The 18,419-nt window shown below is 59.2% G+C and carries 20 protein-coding genes; 3 read left to right on the top strand and 17 right to left on the bottom strand.

Annotated features, from left to right (window positions below):
• Positions 1–32: 32 nt before the first annotated feature.
• The 3 genes from ACTNA2_RS03590 to ACTNA2_RS03580 all read right to left on the bottom strand — a co-directional run bounded on the left by ACTNA2_RS03590 (position 33) and on the right by ACTNA2_RS03580 (position 2,399).
• On the bottom strand, positions 33–1,148 hold the full coding sequence (locus tag ACTNA2_RS03590; RefSeq protein WP_441041701.1) for a TIGR02452 family protein: 1,116 nt from the start codon (positions 1,146–1,148) through the stop codon (positions 33–35).
• A 136-nt stretch (positions 1,149–1,284) separates the two neighbouring features.
• Positions 1,285–1,980: a Bax inhibitor-1 family protein gene (locus ACTNA2_RS03585; RefSeq protein ID WP_154515280.1), complete on the bottom strand. Its 696-nt coding sequence runs from the start codon at positions 1,978–1,980 to the stop codon at positions 1,285–1,287.
• Positions 1,981–2,060: 80 nt separating this feature from the next.
• The gene (locus ACTNA2_RS03580) at positions 2,061–2,399 is read right to left on the bottom strand and encodes a hypothetical protein (protein WP_154515278.1); all 339 of its coding nucleotides are present in this window, start codon (positions 2,397–2,399) and stop codon (positions 2,061–2,063) included.
• A gap of 249 nt (positions 2,400–2,648) precedes the next feature.
• Between ACTNA2_RS03580 and ACTNA2_RS03575 the strand changes: the two genes are divergently transcribed.
• From ACTNA2_RS03575 to ACTNA2_RS03565, 3 genes are all read left to right on the top strand, one after another.
• Positions 2,649–3,698: an inorganic phosphate transporter gene (locus ACTNA2_RS03575; RefSeq protein ID WP_427719222.1), complete on the top strand. Its 1,050-nt coding sequence runs from the start codon at positions 2,649–2,651 to the stop codon at positions 3,696–3,698.
• 66 nt (positions 3,699–3,764) lie between these two features.
• On the top strand, positions 3,765–4,388 hold the full coding sequence (locus tag ACTNA2_RS03570; RefSeq protein ID WP_427719219.1) for a DUF47 domain-containing protein: 624 nt from the start codon (positions 3,765–3,767) through the stop codon (positions 4,386–4,388).
• 282 nt (positions 4,389–4,670) lie between these two features.
• A complete protein-coding gene (locus tag ACTNA2_RS03565; RefSeq protein WP_154515272.1) occupies positions 4,671–5,201 on the top strand; it encodes a nitroreductase family protein in 531 nt (176 codons plus the stop codon).
• 165 nt (positions 5,202–5,366) lie between these two features.
• Here ACTNA2_RS03565 and ACTNA2_RS03560 read toward each other — a convergent pair whose 3' ends face one another.
• The 14 genes from ACTNA2_RS03560 to murC form a co-directional block, all read right to left on the bottom strand.
• On the bottom strand, positions 5,367–6,035 hold the full coding sequence (locus tag ACTNA2_RS03560) for a DivIVA domain-containing protein (RefSeq protein ID WP_154515270.1): 669 nt from the start codon (positions 6,033–6,035) through the stop codon (positions 5,367–5,369).
• A gap of 62 nt (positions 6,036–6,097) precedes the next feature.
• Positions 6,098–6,343, bottom strand: coding sequence for a YggT family protein (locus ACTNA2_RS03555; protein WP_427719264.1), 246 nt, complete (start codon positions 6,341–6,343; stop codon positions 6,098–6,100).
• A 57-nt stretch (positions 6,344–6,400) separates the two neighbouring features.
• Positions 6,401–7,129 carry a cell division protein SepF gene (sepF, locus tag ACTNA2_RS03550; RefSeq protein WP_154515266.1) on the bottom strand — a complete coding sequence of 243 codons (729 nt, stop codon included), beginning with the start codon at positions 7,127–7,129 and terminating at the stop codon, positions 6,401–6,403.
• Between the two features lie 60 nt (positions 7,130–7,189).
• Positions 7,190–7,927, bottom strand: a complete 738-nt coding sequence (locus ACTNA2_RS03545) for a YggS family pyridoxal phosphate-dependent enzyme (protein WP_441048621.1) — start codon at positions 7,925–7,927, stop codon at positions 7,190–7,192.
• 120 nt (positions 7,928–8,047) lie between these two features.
• Complete coding sequence (locus ACTNA2_RS03540; RefSeq protein ID WP_427719211.1) at positions 8,048–8,905, bottom strand: phosphate signaling complex PhoU family protein; 858 nt, start codon at positions 8,903–8,905, stop codon at positions 8,048–8,050.
• A gap of 92 nt (positions 8,906–8,997) precedes the next feature.
• Complete coding sequence (gene pstB / locus ACTNA2_RS03535) at positions 8,998–9,801, bottom strand: phosphate ABC transporter ATP-binding protein PstB (RefSeq protein ID WP_089571588.1); 804 nt, start codon at positions 9,799–9,801, stop codon at positions 8,998–9,000.
• A 12-nt stretch (positions 9,802–9,813) separates the two neighbouring features.
• Positions 9,814–10,719, bottom strand: a complete 906-nt coding sequence (gene pstA, locus ACTNA2_RS03530) for a phosphate ABC transporter permease PstA (RefSeq protein ID WP_427727613.1) — start codon at positions 10,717–10,719, stop codon at positions 9,814–9,816.
• Between the two features lie 3 nt (positions 10,720–10,722).
• Entirely contained in the window at positions 10,723–11,649 is a 927-nt protein-coding gene (gene pstC / locus ACTNA2_RS03525; protein WP_441033191.1) for a phosphate ABC transporter permease subunit PstC, read from the bottom strand.
• A gap of 1 nt (position 11,650) precedes the next feature.
• A complete protein-coding gene (locus tag ACTNA2_RS03520) occupies positions 11,651–12,487 on the bottom strand; it encodes a phosphate ABC transporter substrate-binding protein (protein ID WP_154515256.1) in 837 nt (278 codons plus the stop codon).
• A complete protein-coding gene (locus ACTNA2_RS03515; RefSeq protein ID WP_154515254.1) occupies positions 12,484–13,284 on the bottom strand; it encodes a polyphenol oxidase family protein in 801 nt (266 codons plus the stop codon). The genes ACTNA2_RS03520 and ACTNA2_RS03515 overlap by 4 nt, the downstream gene beginning before the upstream one ends.
• A 210-nt stretch (positions 13,285–13,494) precedes the next feature.
• Positions 13,495–14,646 carry a cell division protein FtsZ gene (gene ftsZ, locus ACTNA2_RS03510; protein ID WP_427719199.1) on the bottom strand — a complete coding sequence of 384 codons (1,152 nt, stop codon included), beginning with the start codon at positions 14,644–14,646 and terminating at the stop codon, positions 13,495–13,497.
• 200 nt (positions 14,647–14,846) lie between these two features.
• Positions 14,847–15,863 carry a cell division protein FtsQ/DivIB gene (locus ACTNA2_RS03505; RefSeq protein ID WP_441048620.1) on the bottom strand — a complete coding sequence of 339 codons (1,017 nt, stop codon included), beginning with the start codon at positions 15,861–15,863 and terminating at the stop codon, positions 14,847–14,849.
• Between the two features lie 205 nt (positions 15,864–16,068).
• On the bottom strand, positions 16,069–16,980 hold the full coding sequence (murB, locus tag ACTNA2_RS03500) for a UDP-N-acetylmuramate dehydrogenase (protein ID WP_154515248.1): 912 nt from the start codon (positions 16,978–16,980) through the stop codon (positions 16,069–16,071).
• A 5-nt stretch (positions 16,981–16,985) separates the two neighbouring features.
• Complete coding sequence (gene murC, locus ACTNA2_RS03495; protein WP_441048619.1) at positions 16,986–18,404, bottom strand: UDP-N-acetylmuramate--L-alanine ligase; 1,419 nt, start codon at positions 18,402–18,404, stop codon at positions 16,986–16,988.
• Between the last annotated feature and the right edge of the window lie 15 nt (positions 18,405–18,419).

The raw sequence follows: 18,419 nt of genomic DNA, 5'->3' as shown, positions 1-18,419 counted from the left end.
GCCGGCTCGACCTATCTGTCAGCGCGCACCGATTACAGATACTTGCGCCAGTCGTCATCATCCTCGTCGTCCTCGGCAGCGGCATGAGCCTGCTCGGCGGCACGGGCGGCCGCGGCACGGGCGGCAACCTGGGCATAGGACTCCTCGTTGCGCTCGGGGAAGCTTGCCAGCACGTGCTCGAACTTGGCAAAATCCTCGTCCCAGCGCGTAGAGGGCACGGCAAAGAAGACCTGCTTGACCTTAAAGTCGCCCGATGAGAGCTCCTTGCGGAAGAGCTCGGCCACGGCCTCGGCGTCAAAGCCGTTGTTGTCACAGCCCCAGGCGCCCAGCACGAGCTTCTCGCGACCAAGCTCGTCGCAGATGGCCAGCACAAAGCGGATACGATCGCGCAGGGCGTCCAGCAGGGCATCGTCACCCACGCGATACTCCTGGCGAGCGCGCTTGGCGTTGGGCGCGGCGGCAACGATCACGTCGGCGTACGCATGCACGTGGTTGCGGTCGAAGCGCACCGCAGGCACCACCAGCGCACGGTTGCGGTACAGCTCACAGTTGATGTTGCGGCGACGGTTCTCGCCGTACCATTTGCGCTGCTTATCGAGCACATTGTACAGATACGAATCGGCACAGAGCGTGGCCTCCTGACCCAGATAGCCCTGGATGTAGCCACCGCCCGGGTTGGTGAACGAGGCAAAGGCGAGCACGGCCATGTCGCAGAACTGCGCGTAGCCTCGGCCGTTATCCAGAATGGCCTGCGTGGCAGAGGCGTCGAGCACGGTGACCTCGGGTAGGACCGGAGCGGGCTCCTCGGCAGCAGGCGCGGGCTCGGTCTCCGTGGCTTCCTCTGCGGGCACAGGCTCGGCCACGACCTCGGTCTCGGCAGGCGCAACCTCGGCGGCCTCAGACTCATCGGCAACCTGCTCTTCGGCAGCAGCCACCTGGGCCTTAGCCTTCATCGCCGCGACAAATCCGGCAGGCATGCCCTCGAACTCGCGCACGCCGGCAAGCGAGCGCTCGATATCCTTTGCGCACGCTTCGGACACAGTCGCCACGTGACGCTCGGCGGCCTTGGCACGGGCCTCGCGCTTGGGATTGGGCTGTCCCGCGCGGTTGGGCCTACGGTTACGGTTCCTGTTGTCGACGTCTGCCATAAGTGGTCACCTTTCTCGGTCGCTGCCGCTATCGGCTTTTCCCATCCATGATACCCCGCCGCGTACAAAAAAGGCGGCCCCGAAGGACCGCCTTTCGCATCGATTTGCGCGCGGCAAGCACCGCTGCAATCTGGCACTAGTCGCGACGACCAAGGATGTTCAGAATGCGCAGGAACACGTTGATAATGTCCACGAACAGGTTGGACGCCATGAGCACGGCGTTGGGCAGCGTGGGCGGCACCGTCGTGGCCACATAGGTGTCGTAGCCAATAAAGCCGGCGAACACCACAATCACGATCAGGTCGGTGATGGTCTGCGAGACGCCCATGAACATCAGCACGATCTCGACCAGAATCGTGGCAAGCAGAATGCCAAAACCAATGCCGTACACACGCTGGAAGAATTTGGGGAAGGTCACGCCCAGTGCGCCAAAGACAAAGGTGATGGCGGCAGTGGCGATAAAGGCGGTGTTGATGGTGGGCAGGTCGTAGTTGGCAAGGCCAAACGACGCGGTCAGACCAAAGGTGCTCGCAAAGATCGCGTAACCCGCGAGCGACAGGCCCACGGACTGCTTGCTGGCGGCGGCCGACATCATGACGATGCCGACAATGGTCAGGATAAACGAGCCAAAGACCAGCGGCAGGGCGGCGCCACTCATCATCATGCGCGCAAACGACATGGTGCCCGTAAAGTAGGCGCCAGCGCCCATAGCGCAAAAACCCAAAAAGATCAGGGCAGACATGGCAAGGTTGTACGCGCGCGGCGACATCTCCTTGGCACGGCTTGCGCCGGTCTCGATGGGGCCGTTCTGATAGCCCTGGATATCGTTCATAATTTCGTCCTTTCAAAAAGCGCCGCGACAGCGCCGTAGGTGACAAGATTCCTGCCATTGTACCCGAATGGCGCGCGCTCTTACCCACGGCGCTCACTCTCGAGTGTGCGGTCGAACGCCCACACCCACCACCGCATCAGATGAGCCTGCGAGCCATCCGGTCGCTCACGCGCCTGGTCTTCCAGATACAGCTCGGTCGTATGTCCGCCAAAACGAACCTTATAGGTTGCCGTACGAATGCCGTGAACCGTCAGGCCAAAACCGGTAGACGAGACAATCTCGTCAATCGTAAAGCAGCGACCGTCGACCCAGCAGACGGTAACCGGCACAACTTGTCCGCCCGCGAGGATGCGGGCCACGACGTCCACATACTGCTTGTGCACGCGCCGAGTTTTGCCATCTGTCTGTCGATATTCCATGCCCCTATTATCGAACGCATGTTTGCATATTGTAAAGCGAACAGACTGTGGTTTTGGGGTGTCGGAGCGAGCGCACGTGTCCTCACGGCGTATTAGCAAAAAGAACACCCGCGGTCAACAGGGCTAATATTCAATTTTAGTGCCAAAAAATTCACTTCTCCCGTCAGAACTCGGTAAAGAAACCCGCAGGAGGTGATACGATTTATCATGTTTTTGTAACGTTTCTGCAAACTTCGAGAAAGCCCATATATGGACGTAACGTTCTCAGCCTTCCTCGGCCAACTTGTTTCGAACCCAGTCCTTGCCGTCACCGTGTTCCTCGCGCTCGGCGCCATCTTCGTCAACGGATGGACCGACGCGCCCAACGCCATCGCGACCTGTGTCACCACGCGTTGCATGCCCGCCCGCGCCGCTATTCTCATGAGTGCCGCGTTCAACTTTTTGGGCGTGCTCATCATGACGCACTTTAATGCCAGCGTTGCCAACACCATCTCCCATATCGTCGACTTTGGCGGAAACAGCACCATGGCGCTCGCGTGCCTCTGCGCGGCCCTGTTCTCCATCGTCGTCTACGGCGCCACGGCATCGCGTTTTGGCATCCCCACCTCGCAGAGCCACAGCCTCATCGCCGGCCTAACCGGCGCTGCCATCGCCCTCGGCGGCGCCAGCAGCGTCAATGTCCACGAGTGGATGAAGGTCATCTACGGCCTGGCGCTCTCCATCGGTCTGGGCTTTGTCATGGGCTGGGTCCTGTGCAAGCTCGTCTCGATTCTTTTCGCTGCCGCCAACAGGCGACGTGCCAACGTCTTCTTTAAATATGCTCAGATCGCGAGCGCCGCGGCCATGAGCTTTATGCACGGCGCGCAGGATGGACAAAAGTTCATCGGCGTGCTCTTTTTAGGTGTCGCCTTTGCCAACGGACAGACCGGCGTCGGCGACGCCGGCATCCCCATCTGGATCATGCTGCTGTGCTCGGCCACCATGGGCATCGGCACCAGCGTGGGCGGTGAGCGTATCATCAAGTCCGTCGGCCAGAGCATGGTTAAGCTCGAGAAGTATCAGGGCTTCTCTGCCGACCTGGCAGGAGCCGCAAACCTGCTGCTTGCCACGCTCACCGGTATCCCCGTGTCCTCCACGCACATCAAGACCTGCGCCATCATGGGCGTCGGCGCCGTCAAGCGCCTCTCGGCCATCAACTTCGGCGTGGTCAAGGACATGATGTTCACGTGGTTCTTCACCTTCCCCGCCTGTGGACTCATCAGCTTTGTCATGGCCAGGCTGTTCATGATGTTCCTCTAGTCAAACCGAATGTCCATCCGGACCGCATTACCTCGCCCACCCGTCTTCGCCCCGAAAGGATCACTCATGGCAAAGAAACCCGATTCGTTCTACTTTGACAACTACGTCGCCTGCGCCGACTTCGCCGTTCAGGCAGCCGAGCTGCTCACCAAGATTTTTGAGAACTTTGACCCCGCGCAGATCCACGACATGCTCGAGAAGATGCATGCGATTGAGCATGCAGCAGACAAGAAGCACCATGAGCTCGAAGACGCCCTGCTCACGGCCTTTATCACCCCGCTTGAGCGCGAGGACCTTAACCTCATGAGCTGCTCGCTCGATACCGTGCTCGACCGTATTGAGGGCGTCGTGCAGCGCCTCTACTTCACCAACATCCAGAGCATCCACCCTGATGCCATCGTGATCGCCCACAAGGTGACCGACGCCTGCCGCGCCATGAAGGACCTGATGGTCGAGTTGCCCAACTACCGCAAGTCCAAAACGCTGCGCGAGCTCGTCATCCAGATCAACACCATCGAGTCCGAGGCCGACGAACTCTACATCAACGCCATGCGTAACCTGCACGTCAACGGCAAGGACCCGCTCGAGGTCATCGCCTGGCGTGACGTGTACGCCTTCTTGGAGTACTGCGCCGACTGCTGCGAGAATGTGGCCGATGTCGTGGATTCGATTGTCATGAAGAACAGTTAATTGGGGGTACGCGTCCCGGCGGCGAAGGGCCGGCACCTGTTTGCTTTCTCACTCCGGCTGCGTAGCAGAGTCGTTCGAAAGTAAACAGGTGCCGGCCCTTCGCCTTACGTATCACCATTGGAACTTTGGCTGATAGTTTTAGCGCAATGGGGGTTTGGCTGAAGGGACCTTTGGTACCCGCTCGGACACTTTGGCCCTTGGTGAGCGTTTGACTGATTGCTGCTTTGGGTACTCTTTAGGTTACTTTGGGTTTGTTTGATTTTTAATTGTTGGAGGGCTTGTATGTCGTACATGGATCTGGCTCGGTCTCGGTATTCTTGTCGTTTGTTTGAGGATCGTTCTGTTGAGCAGGCTGTGGTGGATACCATTGTTGAGGCTGGACGCATTGCTCCTTCTGCTTGCAATAATCATCCAACCCGTGTGATGGTGTTGGATACGCCTGAGCTTCTGGAAAAGGCAGCTGCTTGTCAGCCTCGGTTTGCTCGTGATGGGTCCATCTTTGGCGCTCCGCTCATCTTCCTCGTTTGCAGCGTTACCAACGATGCTTGGGTGCGTCCCTATGATCAGATGAACTCCAGCGCTATCGACACCTCGATTGTTTGCGATCAGATGATGATGGAGGCCGAGGAACAGGGCCTGGGAACGTGCTGGGTATGCCATTTTAAGCCCGAGCTAGCCCGCGAGCAGTTCAACCTGCCCGAGGGCGTTTATCCCTACCACATGCTCGTCTGCGGCTATCCCGCCGACCATATCGCCGACCCCGAGCATCGCGAGGCCCGCACCATTCCTCTATCCAATTTCCTTCTCAAGTAGTTTTTGGCCCATGCCCTAAAATCTACCTTTTACCGCTCAAACGTTCGCCGAGTTCTGCCCTATCGCACGCAGAGCTCGGCGTTTTGTTTCCCAACCCGTATACAGCTACAAAAAAGGAGCTCGCAAGCGCGAGCTCCTTTTAAGAGCTAGATTGTAGTTTTGGCGCTAGTCCAGGTCGTCCGCGGCAAAGTTGTCAATCGGGGCGAAGGGGTCGGCCACGGGGACAACCGGATCAGCGACAGGCAGCGGCTCGGCGGCAGGCATGGTCACGGCAGGAGAAGCCGCGGAACCGACCGGCGTAGAAGCCAGCAGATCGGCCGGGAAGGAATTCTGAGCATCGTCCATAAAGTGCTGAATGAGCTTGAGATACTCGGCCTTGAACTCCTCGCGGGAAGCCTTCAGACGGTCAATCTCCTCGAGCTCGGCCTGCTTCTCGGTCAGGGCCTGACGGATGACCTCGCGGGCCTTGGCGTCGGCCTCGTTGCGGATGCGGTCAGCATTCTCGTTAGCGTCGTTGACAATCGCCTCGGCGGTCTGCTGAGCCGCAATGAGAGCGGCGGAAATCTGACGCTCCTGAGCGGAGAAATCGGGAGCGGGAGTGGCGACAGGGGCAGCCTGAGCGGCAGAATCCTGGGCCTGCGCAAGCTGAGCCTGCGTATCGGCAAGCTGCTGCTCGGTGGCGGTCAGGCGACCCTTAAGATCAACGATCTTGGCAAGCATAGCGTCGACCTCGGAGGACAGGGTCTCCAGGAAGACGTCGACCTCGGCGGGATCGTAGCCGCGCTTGGCCTCAGAGAAGGTCTGAGCCTGGATGTCAGCAGGGGTAATAGCCATAACAAGTTCTCCTTTATCATCGCCTTGGCGCTAAGCGCCCGACATAGGTTACTGAGCCAGTCCTATACGAGTATACCTATAAGTAGCTGCAGAATGAGCTTCTGCACCAACTGCAACGCAATAATCGCAACGACCGGTGAAAAATCGATACCGCCCATCGGCGGCATAAACCGGCGAAACAGGTTGAGCCAAGGGCCGCAAACGCCGTCGAGCACCGCCGCGATATCCTGTAGCAAACCACCCTGCTTCATGGGAATCCACGTCATAAAGCAGTAGACCACAATCAACGTGGAATAAAAATTAAACAGCGTGTTGACAAGCTGAACGATGGTGTAGATGTTGATGGGAATCTCCTCGTCTTGTCTTTACTTAAGGTAGCCGTCGGCGCGAAGCTTCTTAAGATCCGAATCCTTGACCTCGCAGCCGGCGGGCAGCACCATAAACACGCGGTCGCCCACTTCTTTGACCGAAGCGCCCAGGCCGCAGGCAAAGCCATAGCTAAAGTCCAGGACGCGTTTGGCGACCTCGGTGCGAACGCCCACAAAGATCAGCGCGACAGGCTGCTTGGTACGCACGCGGCGCACGACCGTCTCCACGTCGTCATAACTCTCCGGACGAAGAACGTAGGCCGGCAACTGAGGCGTGGCGTTGATGATATTGCTCGCATAGGCAGAGGCATCGCTCGGCGTTGAAGCAGGAGCGGGCACAGCGGCAGCGCGGACCCGAGCGTTCTCGGCGTAGCTTGACGGCGTGTCATAGGCGCCGGGACGATAACCGCCCGCAGCGGCATCCTGAGAGCGCGAAGGCGGATTGTACGTCGTAGCGTGACGGGAGTCGTCGCCGATCAGTTGACCGGAACGCGTGTACACAGCAACCGACTCAGCCTCTCCGCGGCGTGTCTGCCCCAGCAGTCCATTGCTCGGTTCATCTTGCGTGTAGAAGCCCTCGCCCGAAGCACCGCTGTAGCCGTTGTTCTGATAGCCGTCGTCATAGCCGTCATCGTAACCGTAGTCATCATCCTGGCCATAACCCTGGTCATAACCCTGCTGGCCGCCTAGGTGCATTTTATTTTTAATTTCGTCAAGGAAACCCATGGTTGTGTCCTCTCACGGTCTAATGCAGGCGCTCTGACAATCAGCGCGCACTTCAGGCTCTTATTTTACTTCAAACTCCGGGCTGAATACTACCCTGCCCAGGCGAACAAGCGTCGAGCCTTCCTCAAGGGCAGGCTCAAAGTCCTCGCTCATGCCGCAAGAAAGCTCAGGCAGACACAGATCGGGGTGTGCCGTCTCCAGCTCATCCCTCAACTCACGCAGCCCGGCAAAGGTGCGGCGCGCCACATCCTTATTCCCCCGGGGTGCCATGGTCATAAGCCCCTGCACACAAATTCCCTCAAGTTCCGCAAGCTCGCCAGCCGCGGCACGAACCTCATCGGGCGAAAAGCCGCCCTTGGACTCCTCCCCGCTTACATTGACCTCGATCAGCACATGCTGCGGAGCAGAAAGCTCGCCCGCCTCAATCTTGCGGACGGCACGGCTCGAGATAGCCTGCGCCAAATGAAGCGACCCCACCGAATGAATCAGCTCGGCCGCACCCAGCACCGCATTGATCTTGTTGGTCTGAAGATTACCGATCATATCGAAGCGCACCTCGGGCAGCTCCGGATGCTCCGCCAGCCCCGCAAGCTTGCGAACAAGCTCCTGCGGACGGTTCTCGGCAAAATGACGATACCCTGCCTGGATGGCGGCAACGGTCTCATCGACGCCAACGGTCTTGGAGACGGCAATCAGACGTGCGGCATTGTGTGGACGGCCCACGCGATCGAGTGCGGCATAAAAGCGTTCGAGAATCTGCTCGCGGCGAGCGCGCATCACGTTCAAATAATTATCCATTGCCAATCGCCTCCGCTAACAGCCATACAAGTAGTCCCATGCTAACGCAAGAGCGCGGCCCTGCATGTGCAAGGCCGCGCTCACTTAGGTATTTACAATCTTTCGACGAACGGAGCTACCCTACTCCTCGTCATCCTCGGTATCGTCCTCGTCCTCGAGGTGCTCGAGCAGGTAGCGAAGACCCTCGCTCACCTCGTTAGCGGGTACCTTGGCAACAAAGCGCGCATCGACAGCTGGCCTCATGATGACGCCCTCGCCCGAAGGTACGCGCATGCTCTCGAGCTCATCCTCGTCCGTACGGGCGATATCGCCGGCGTTCATGCGCTGGCCGGTCAAAAGGAAGGTCAGACGGCAGGCGGCATCGATGGAAATCGAGGCGATGCGATCGAGGTAGCGCGAAACCATGATGGCGCGGCGCAGATCGTCATAATTGCTGTCGTCGTCCATAAACTCGCCCGCGTCCATGCGGTTGAAGGTACGGAAGAACTTCTCATAGGCCGCATGCACCGGCTCGTCCTCGACGGCCAAGTTGCAGATGATGGACATGTCGTTGGTGACGAGCGCGGAAAGCGACGAGCCCAGCACCTGGTATACGGCTTCGGCCTCGGCCTCAACCGTACCGACGAGCTCCTGGGGCAGCGAGATATCGGCCTTGACCATATGACGCGTGGCGCGGCAGATCTGGCGAACCTTATCGGTCATGCGCTGCAGGTTAAAGTCGACGTAGATGATTGTCTGCAGCAAGCGGAAGTCGGAGGCGACCGGCGACTGCGTAGCGATCAGGTTGTAGCACACGGCCTCCAGGTTGGCGCAGCGCGCGTCAATCGAAAGCGTGCGCTTCTTGGTCTTGGTGGCGAGCTTGCGGTCGTCGGTCACATAGGCCTTCACGGCGTCGTGAAGAGCCAGGTCTACAGCCTCGTAGATGCTCAACATCTCGTGACGAGCCTCGACGAGCTGACGGGAAAACAGTTTGCGCATGGTTCACTCCAATCAGTTGGGTGCGGTCATGCCGCCCGCACAGTGAATACGCACCGGACCAGGTCCGATCGGCTCGGGACTAGTCGCACCGATCAGCCAAAGCGGCCGGTGATATAGTCTTCCGTCCGCGAATCCACCGGGCTGGTGAAGATCGCGTCGGTTTGACCATACTCGATGAGCGTGGCGGGCTCGCCGGCAACCTCCTGCAAGAAGAAGGCGGTGTAGTCGCTAATGCGGGCTGCCTGCTGCATTGAATGTGTGACGATGATGATCGTCATCTCGGGCGCCAGCTCGGCCATCAGATCCTCGACCTTGGAGACGGACGTGGGGTCGATGGCGGAGCAGGGCTCGTCCATCAGAAGGACATCGGGCTGCACCGCGAGCACACGCGCGATGCACAGACGCTGCTGCTGACCACCCGAGAGCGCCAAACCATCCTTGTTGAGCTGATTGGATACCTCTTTCCAGAGGTTGGCGCGCTTGAGCGATTCTTCCACGATGTCATCGAGGTCGCTTTTGCTAGTCACGCCCTGCAGACGAGGGCCAAAAGCAACATTCTCGTAGATGGATTTAGGGAACGGGTTGGGCTGCTGAAAAATCATGCCCACGCGGCGGCGAAGGTCGACCGGGTCGACGCCCTCGGCATAGATATCGTTGCCGTCGAGCGTCATGGTGCCCTCGACGCGCGTGCCCTCGATAAGGTCGTTCATACGGTTGATACAGCGCAAAAACGTCGATTTGCCGCAGCCCGAAGGGCCGATAAACGAGGTAATGGCGTTTTTGGCGATGTTGAGGTCGAGCCCCGTCAGCGCATGAAAGTCACCGTACCAAAAGTTGAAATCCTTGGCCGTGATGGCCGCTTGCTCCAGCGTGGGAGCGGACTGATAGACGGACATGGGACTCCTTAACTAGCGGCGCTTGCGCGACAGATAACGCGCAAACAGGTTGAAGGCCAGAATAATCGCCATCAGCAAAAGCGCGGTGCCGTAGGCTGCGTTCATGTTGATGCCGTCATTGGCAAGCAGATAAAGGTGAACGGTCATGGGGCGACCGGAATCGAGCGGCGAAATAGGCAGGTTGATGGCCTGGCCCATGGTGTAGAGCACCACGGCGGTCTCGCCGATGGCGCGGCCGATGGCAAGTACGATGCCGGTGGCGATGCGGCCAAAAGCCGAAGGAAGCACGATCTTGGAGACGACCTGCCACTTGGTGGCACCCAGGCCATATGCGCCCCAACGGATATAGCGCGGAACGGCGCGGATTGCCTCCTCGGTGGTACGCATGACAATGGGCAGCATCAGAAGTGCGAGCGCCAGGGCGGCCGAAACCATCGAAAGACCCAGGCCCATGGCCTCGACAAACAAGGCGTAGCCAAAAAGGCCCATAACAATGGAGGGCACCGAGGCCAGGGCATCGGCAGCATAGCGAATGATGTCGACAACCTTGCCCTGCTTGGCATATTCAGCCAGATAGACCGCAGCCAAGACGGCAACCGGCGTGCAGATGAGCATGGCGAGCGCCGTCACGTAGACGGTCGAGACGATAGTGGGCCAAATGCCGCCCTCGGCGTTTACTCCCTGCGGCCAGCCAAAGATAAAGTCGAGCGAGATGTGCGGCAGACCGTTGATAACTACGTAGGCGATGATGGCGACCAGCACCAGCGTGGTGATATAGGCCGCGGCGCGAAACACGCCGAGCATAATCTTGTTGGACAGATCCTTGTTGATGCGGCCCTTCTTACCATGGGAAAGGGCACGCTTGATGCGTTCGCGCGACGAGGTCGTATCGACCGTCGTGTCAACGGAATCGGACATAGCCTACCCCCTCTTCTTCTTGGAAATCAGACGGACGATGCCCACCAATGCGGCGGAAATGATAAACAGGACCACGCCCATGCCAAACAGAGCCGAGCGGTGCAGGCCCGAGGAATAGCTCATGTCGAGCGCGATCTGGCTCGTGAGCGTCGAGATGGGGCTCGAGATGCTGTCCGGGATGACCGGAGCGTTGCCAACGACCATGAGCACGGCCATGGTCTCACCGATGGCACGACCCATGCCCAAGACAATCGCATCGACGATGCCCAACTTGGCTGCAGGCAGCACGACCTTGTAGATGGTCTGCCACTTGGTGGCACCCATGGCATAGGATGCCTCGCGAATGCCCATGGGAATGGAATTGAGGGCATCGATGGTGAGCGTGGTGATGGTGGGAACGATCATGATGGCGAGCACGAGCCACGCTGTCAGCGCACCAAAGCCAAGACCACCGGTCAGCTGCGCGATAAACGGACGGATGATGACCATGCCAAAGAAACCGTAGATGATGGAGGGGATACCCGCCAGCAGGTCGACGGCGGGGCTGATGAGACTGCGCACGCGCTTGCCGGCGATCTCGACCAGATACACGGCCGTGCCCACACCCAGGGGCACACCCATGGCGAGCGCACCGACCGTCACCAGACCAGAGCCCGCCAGCAGCGACATGATGCCGTAGTGGCCCTCGGAGGGCGCCCACGTAAAGCTAAAGAAGTCCGCCAGACCGATGTCGGTAAAGACGGGCAACGCCGAGTACGTGGTAAAGACAAAAATCAGGATGACGGTGACGACCGCCAAGAACGCGCAAGCAAAGAAAATCCACTGCAGCGCCTTCTCTTTGAGATAGGTGCTGCGCGACACCAACGCCAACTCACGCTTTTTGGGCGCCTGAGCCTCTCGCTCAATCTGGGGGGTTTCCTGTGCTTCCATGCTACTCACTCCCCTTTCCGTCGTTGGTGACGGGAATAAAGCCCGCCTCGCGAATCTGCTTGTCCATCTTCTCCGACGTCACATAGTCAATGTAGTCCTGTGCACGCTGCGAAGGCGTACCCTTCACAAAGAAGTAAAGGTCGCGCGAGATGGGGTAGCCGCCACTTGCGACCGTCTTCTCGGATGCCTCGACATGGTTGACCGAAACAGCCTTAACCGAAGTCTTAGCGTTGAGGCTCTCGACAAAACCCAGCGAGATGTAGCCAATGGCACCACGCGAACGGGACACGACATCGCGTACCTGGCCCGTGCCCGAAAGAACGGCAGAGCGACGATCGAACGGCGTGCCGTCCATCACGATGGTACGGAAGGCCTCGCGCGTACCGGACGCCTCATCGCGGTTAATAACCTGAATCTTCAGGTCCTCTCCGCCGACTTCCTTCCAGTTGGTAATCTTACCGGCGTATATGTCGCGAAGCTGCTCGGTCGAGAGGTTGTCGACCGGATTATCGTCGTTCACGATGACTGCGATGCCGTCGTGCGCGATTACAATCGGGGTCAGGCCCAGATTCTGCTCGTCGGCATTGAGGCCACGAGACGAGCTGGCGATGTCAGCCGTGCCGTTGCTGACGGCCTCGATACCGGCAGAAGAGCCAAGGCCAGAGACGAGCACGTCGGTGCCGGTCTCCTCCTTAAAGCCCTCGGCCGCAATCTCGGCAATGGGAAGGCAGGTGGTCGAGCCGGCCACGGTGATAGAAGACGTGGAAGATCCCGAGGAGCAGGCACACAGCGTAAGCGTGAGCACTGCCGCGCTTAGGACCGACGCGATCTTTCTCATAGCATCACGCCGATCGCAGCATGGCGCCCACAGGTGCCGCCCTCGTTGCGGTAGGAATAAAAGCGGTCGTTCTGACGAACGGTGGAGAGCTTGGTATCCACAATGCCGTTCGCTTCGACGCCGGCGTCCATCAGCGCCTCGCGAATGGCGGCGGAAAGATCGAGCATACGAGAAGCGGCAGCATCGATGCACGCGAACTCGGAGGCAAAGCGGTCCATAAGTTCTTGGGACACCTCGTACTCGTCACCCAGGATATGGGGCCCAATATAGGCAGAGATGTCGTCTGGCTTGCAGCCAGCCGCCTCGCAGAGCGCTTGGCACGCCTTGGCGGAAATGCGCGCAATCGTGCCCTTCCAGCCAGAATGCACCACGGCAAAGCCGCCGGGAGCCACCAGCACAACGGGAACACAATCGGCAAAGCAAAGCATCACGGGCACCTCATGCGCCGTGCAGACGAGGGCATCGCAGCCCTCGGCAATCTGCTCGCGAATGTTCTCGAGATCATCGGCGCCGTTCGAGGTCACCGTCACGACATTGTCACCGTGTACCTGATTGGGGACAAGCAGGTTGTGCTCGCACTCGGCAATACCCATGGCCTCGAGTACGCGGCGACGATTTTCTTGAACGGCAAAGGGGTCATCGCCAACATGCGAGCCCAGATTGAGTGAGGAGTACGCATCTTCGGAAACACCGCCAGTGCGTTCGGTGAAGGCAAAGCGGACATCGTGCGTCGCGCCCTCTACCAACGTAACTCCATCATGGTCGACACGCGAAACGTTGTCCGCACGTGCTGCCATACTAAAGCCTCCTAATAACACAGGTATCGCGGCCAAGCCGCAGCAGTCCGTGCCATACGGCTGCCATACTTCTACAAAAGGATACCCGCAGCGGTAGGAACCAAACGTAAGGGGAACGTAAAGAGATTGGAGACTTTCGTTTACAAACGAGAAACAAAACGGGGTGCATCCAAATGGATACACCCCGTGCAGGTCGTTGAGAAAAACGAACTAGAAGCTACCACGCTTAAGGAAGTCGGGAAGCTCAAACTGGTCGTTACCAAAATTGGGAAGCTCCGTACCGCCGACATTGCGGGTCGGGGCAGACTGAGCCGAGCTTGCAGCGGGAGCGGTACGCTGAGGCTCGACAACGGAAGCCTTGCTCTGGGACTGCTGGGCAGCGAAGAGCTCGTCCTGACGGTTGACATTAGAGTCGGAGAAGCCCGTAGCGATAACGGTGATGCGCACCTGATCGCCCAGGGACTCGTCGACAACGGTACCGAAGATGATGTTGGCCTCGGGATCGACGGCGTTGGCGACAACGTCGGCAGCGTCGCTGATCTCTTGGATGCCCAGATCCTTGGAGCCTGCGATGGAGAGCAGGACGCGCGTAGCACCATCGATAGAGCTCTCGAGCAGCGGGCTGGAAATAGCCTGCTGGGCGGCGTCGACGGCACGGGTGTCCCCAGAAGAAGTACCGATACCCATCATGGCGGTGCCGGCCTGCTTCATGATGGTCTTAACATCAGCGAAGTCCAGGTTGATGATGCCCGGGACGGTGATGAGGTCGGTGATGCCCTGGGTGCCCTGGGAAAGGACGCCATCGGCAATCGCGAAGGCCTCGAGCATGGTGGTCTTCTTCTCGGCGATGTCGAGCAGCTTGTCGTTAGGGATAACGATCATGGTGTCGACGCAATCGGAAAGGGTCTTAATGCCCTCTTCGGCGCTCTTCTTACGCTTGCGGCCCTCGAAGGTGAAGGGCTTGGTCACGACGGCGACGGTCAGCGCACCGACCTCGTTCATCGCGATATCGGCAACGATGGGAGCGGCGCCGGTGCCGGTGCCACCGCCCTCACCGCAGGTGATGAACACCATGTCGGCGCCAGCGAGCGCCTCGGCGATGTCATCGCGGGACTCATCGGCAGCCTTGCGACCAACCTCGGGGTTGGCGCCAGCGCCCAGGCCGCGGGTAAGGTCGGTGCCGATGTGGACCTTGATATCGGCATCAGAGATCGCGAGCGCCTGAGCATCGGTGTTGATGGCAACAAACTCGACGCCACGAATGCCCTCTTCGATCATTCGATTGACCGCGTTGGTACCGCCGCCGCCGACGCCGACCACCTTAATGACGGCAAGGTAGTTGTTGATCTCTGTCTCGTGCATGTCGGTCCTCCGAACAAAGGTTATAGCCATAGCATGGGTTGACCCCTGCGCACATTAACCTTCAGGTTGAAAGTAAATGCAAAGGTAAACCGTATTATGTTTGCACATTATGAACGTATCAGTCAAATAATTGACCGTGAAAACCAAACAAACCAGATAAACGGCGTGGTATGGCCCCTCAACAAAGCCACGCACCGACGCTAAGCGGTCGGTGCGTTTCTAAACGTATAGTTGCCGGGAGACCGAACGTTGATGTAGGTTACGCCCTCTACCTGCGACAGAAGCTTGGTCACGACGCGTTCCTTCTTGGCGATATCATCAGAATCGCCCAGCGAGACCTCAACGCCATTATCAAGATTCGCCGAGATGGCCTCGACCGAAGGTATAGAAATATCCTTGATCTGCGCCAAGAATTCGCCGGAAAAACCACGCACGTAATCCAGGCCCGCTTTAACGGCCTTGGAAGAAACAGCCCGCCCCGAAACCGGCTCGACATCAGCCGAGACATCGGTAAGCAGCACGGCCCCGTAGTGCTTGGCCAGCGCCAACGCAGCATCGATGCCGCTCAATGTGTTGGCGCCCTCACCCGAAGTGACGACATTTCCCTGGTCGTCCACCTCCACAGAGGTCGAAAGCGGTGCGATCCAGGTGTCATCGTCGCCGATGGCCCAGGCAAGATCGTCGGAACTTATATAAGCGATCGCGGTGACCTTGCGCTCCGTCGGCGTAATGACGAGCGTGTGGGGAAACTGCCGTTGAACGTCCACGCCCGAAACCCACGGGTTCTGCTTGAGATCTTCGGTAATCTGGTCGGGATTTACGTTGAAGAGCGATGTGTTCTCGGGCAGACTGATCAGCTGCATGGCATCGTGCTTGGTCACATGCTCGCTGCCCTCGATCTGAATATCGGTAGCGGCAAACAGGCCGGAATTGATAACGACGATGGCAACGACGGCAAGCACGGCCACAGCCGCCAAGATACCGCCCACGATTTTGCCCTTGCCCTTAACGGCAGAGGCGGCCTCGGACGTCTTACTCGCCATGGCGCCAAGCGACGACAGCGGATTGATACCCTTATTGGTCGCAGGTGCCTTAGTGGCGGGCACCGACGTCAACGAGCGCGGCTTGGCAGCGCCCAACGCACGACCGGGATGCGTCGCTTTAGCCCCCAGCGAGGGCTTGGGCGTCACTATGGGGCGAGAGGGCTTGGCACCCATCGCCGACTTAGGCGTCACCGAGGGGCGCGGAGCCGGGTGAACCGTCTTTTTTGCGGCAGGGCGTCCACCAAGTTGCGAGCCGACGACCGGACGTTTGGCGGACCGTACGGATCCAGCGGGCTTGGAGGACACAGGGGGCTTGCGTTGAGGCTGGACGGGTGCGCCGGAACGCCCTCCGGCGCGGCGGAAGGTAGGTTTCGATGCTCTAGAAGCCGAGGAATTTGACTTCCGGTCTGAGCTCGATGCCATACGCCTCCCTCACCTTTCCGTGCACATGCCTGATAACCGCGGCCACGTCATCGGCCGAGGCGGTACCGTTATTAACGATAAAATTAGCGTGTACGGGCGAAACTTCCGCACCGCCAACCGAAAAACCCTTTAATCCACAATCCTCAATCAGCTTGCCAACGCTCGCGTCGGGTGGATTGCGAAAGACCGACCCGCAAGAAGCGCGACCCATGGGCTGCGTGCGTTTGCGCCTCGTCAGGTACCGCTCCATACGCTCGCGAATGTCGGCCTTAGGCGCAGGCTTGAGCTTAAGCACGCACTCGAGAATAATCTCGTTACGCGGCAGGCTGCACTCACGGTAGCCCCAGGCAATCTCGGACCCCGCATAATGCTTAATGCCGGATGCCGGGTCAAACGTGACCACATCCTCGACAAGCGAACCTATCCACTCGGTACGCGTACCGGCGTTCATAGATACGGCGCCGCCGACCGAGCCGGGGATGCCAACCGCAAACTCAAGGCCCGAAAGCCCGCGCGACAGGGCATCGTTGACCAAACGTGCGAACATAACGCCCGCGCCAACGGTCAGCGTGCAACCGTCCTCGGCAACAACGGTGCGCTGAAACTCACGCCCCAGCGAAATGACGGCGCCGCGATAGCCCGCATCGGCAACGAGCAGATTAGATCCCTTGCCGATAATGACCCACGGCACCTGCTCACGGTCGAGTACTGCCACGGCACGACGAAGGGCATGATAGCTATGGCACGTCACGAAGAGGTCGGCCTTGCCGCCGATACGATAACTCGTATGACGCGCAAGGCGTTCATCCTCGACTACATCCGTGTCGATCATGCCCGAAAGCGCCATGACGGCGTTAAACAGACCCATAGGGGCTAAGCGTCTTTCTTGGCAGTCAGATACTCGATGAACTCGGGGCCAACGGTCGTAACGTCGCCGGCGCCCATAGTAAGCAGCAGATCGCCCTCACCTACCATCTTATCGAGCTCACGATTGAGCTCGAGACGGCTGGAGCAGTACACGACCTCCTTGCCAGGGTGCTTGGCGCGCACAGTATCAGCGAGCATCTTGGAGGTTACGCCCGGAATCGGCATCTCGCCGGCAGAGAACACATCGATGAGCAGCAGCTTATCGGCATTGGCGAAGGCATCGGCAAAGTCATCGCACAGCGCCTGCAAACGCGAATAGCGGTGCGGCTGGAACACGACGTCAACATGCTTATAGCCCAGCGACGAGGCGGCGGCAAGCGTCGCCTTGATCTCGGTGGGATGATGGCCGTAGTCATCGACCACGGTGATGCCGTCAATATCGCCCACATGGGTAAAGCGGCGGCGGACGCCCTCAAAGCTCGAAAGCGCCTCGGCTGCGGCGTCGACGTCGAGACCCAGGACATGGGCAACGGTTAGCACTGCCGTGGCGTTGAGCATGTTGTGACGACCGGGGTTGCTCTTGATCTCGACAGCATGCTCGGTCCCATCCTCAAAGCGAACGATAAAGTCGCTCTGAATGCCCTTGACATCCGGATGCACGCAGACGACGTCGTTGGTTTCGGCAAAGCCATAGGAAAGCACGTGGCGACCCGTCGACTTGGCGAGTTCGACCAGATGCGGGTCCTCACCGCAAACGATGACGGTACCGCTCTCTCCAACCAGGCCCATAAACTTGGCAAAGGTGGCCTCGATCTCCTCGATGCCCGAGTAGTGGTCGAGATGGTCGGCCTCGACGTTGGTCACGATGACCACGTTGGGGTTCAGGAACAGGAACGAGCTGTCAGACTCATCGGCCTCGGCGACAAAGTAGTCACCCGAGCCGTTCTTTCCGTTGGTATCGTAACCCTCGACGATACCGCCGATCAAAAAGCTGGGATCCAGACCCATGCGGTCGAGCATGGTGGCACACATCGAGGACGTCGTGGTCTTGCCGTGCGTGCCGGCAACAGCGATGGTGGTGTAGCCGTGGCCCAGAGCCGAGAGCATCTTGGCGCGGGGCCACACAGGAATACCGAGCTCGCGAGCACGCACAAGCTCGGGGTTGGACTCGGGAATAGCGGTAGAGACCACGACCACGTCGGGCTTGACCTCATCGATCGTGGCGGCCTCGTGGCCCACATGAACCTTCACGCCAGCACGGGTAAGCTGACGAATGTAGCGCGAGGTCTTAAGGTCGGAACCGGTAACGGCATAGCCACGCTCGTGCAAAACGAGAGCGATGCCGCTCATGCCGGCGCCACCGATACCGATAAAGTGGGCGCTCTTGAACTCGGGCGCGGAGGTTGCAGTCTGGGAATCAGCCATGTGCTCGTGTACTCC

Source organism: Collinsella sp. HCP28S3_E9 (assembly GCF_052065455.1).
In the GTDB taxonomy this organism is placed as follows: Bacteria; Actinomycetota; Coriobacteriia; order Coriobacteriales; family Coriobacteriaceae; genus Collinsella.
This window is presented reverse-complemented; position numbering and strand designations above follow the sequence as displayed.

What these genes read in the sequence shown, in the direction of transcription:
- ACTNA2_RS03590 (WP_441041701.1), bottom strand. Translation starts at nt 1,148, where the DNA reads ATGGCAGACGTCGACAACAGGAACCGTAACCGTAGGCCCAACCGCGCG.
- ACTNA2_RS03585 (WP_154515280.1), bottom strand. Translation starts at nt 1,980, where the DNA reads ATGAACGATATCCAGGGCTATCAGAACGGCCCCATCGAGACCGGCGCA.
- ACTNA2_RS03580 (WP_154515278.1), bottom strand. Translation starts at nt 2,399, where the DNA reads ATGGAATATCGACAGACAGATGGCAAAACTCGGCGCGTGCACAAGCAG.
- ACTNA2_RS03575 (WP_427719222.1), top strand. Translation starts at nt 2,649, where the DNA reads ATGGACGTAACGTTCTCAGCCTTCCTCGGCCAACTTGTTTCGAACCCA.
- ACTNA2_RS03570 (WP_427719219.1), top strand. Translation starts at nt 3,765, where the DNA reads ATGGCAAAGAAACCCGATTCGTTCTACTTTGACAACTACGTCGCCTGC.
- ACTNA2_RS03565 (WP_154515272.1), top strand. Translation starts at nt 4,671, where the DNA reads ATGTCGTACATGGATCTGGCTCGGTCTCGGTATTCTTGTCGTTTGTTT.
- ACTNA2_RS03560 (WP_154515270.1), bottom strand. Translation starts at nt 6,035, where the DNA reads ATGGCTATTACCCCTGCTGACATCCAGGCTCAGACCTTCTCTGAGGCC.
- sepF (WP_154515266.1), bottom strand. Translation starts at nt 7,129, where the DNA reads ATGGGTTTCCTTGACGAAATTAAAAATAAAATGCACCTAGGCGGCCAG.
- ACTNA2_RS03545 (WP_441048621.1), bottom strand. Translation starts at nt 7,927, where the DNA reads ATGGATAATTATTTGAACGTGATGCGCGCTCGCCGCGAGCAGATTCTC.
- ACTNA2_RS03540 (WP_427719211.1), bottom strand. Translation starts at nt 8,905, where the DNA reads ATGCGCAAACTGTTTTCCCGTCAGCTCGTCGAGGCTCGTCACGAGATG.
- pstB (WP_089571588.1), bottom strand. Translation starts at nt 9,801, where the DNA reads ATGTCCGTCTATCAGTCCGCTCCCACGCTGGAGCAAGCGGCCATCACG.
- pstA (WP_427727613.1), bottom strand. Translation starts at nt 10,719, where the DNA reads ATGTCCGATTCCGTTGACACGACGGTCGATACGACCTCGTCGCGCGAA.
- pstC (WP_441033191.1), bottom strand. Translation starts at nt 11,649, where the DNA reads ATGGAAGCACAGGAAACCCCCCAGATTGAGCGAGAGGCTCAGGCGCCC.
- ACTNA2_RS03520 (WP_154515256.1), bottom strand. Translation starts at nt 12,487, where the DNA reads ATGAGAAAGATCGCGTCGGTCCTAAGCGCGGCAGTGCTCACGCTTACG.
- ACTNA2_RS03515 (WP_154515254.1), bottom strand. Translation starts at nt 13,284, where the DNA reads ATGGCAGCACGTGCGGACAACGTTTCGCGTGTCGACCATGATGGAGTT.
- ftsZ (WP_427719199.1), bottom strand. Translation starts at nt 14,646, where the DNA reads ATGCACGAGACAGAGATCAACAACTACCTTGCCGTCATTAAGGTGGTC.
- ACTNA2_RS03505 (WP_441048620.1), bottom strand. Translation starts at nt 15,863, where the DNA reads ATGGGTGCCAAGCCCTCTCGCCCCATAGTGACGCCCAAGCCCTCGCTG.
- murB (WP_154515248.1), bottom strand. Translation starts at nt 16,980, where the DNA reads ATGGGTCTGTTTAACGCCGTCATGGCGCTTTCGGGCATGATCGACACG.
- murC (WP_441048619.1), bottom strand. Translation starts at nt 18,404, where the DNA reads ATGGCTGATTCCCAGACTGCAACCTCCGCGCCCGAGTTCAAGAGCGCC.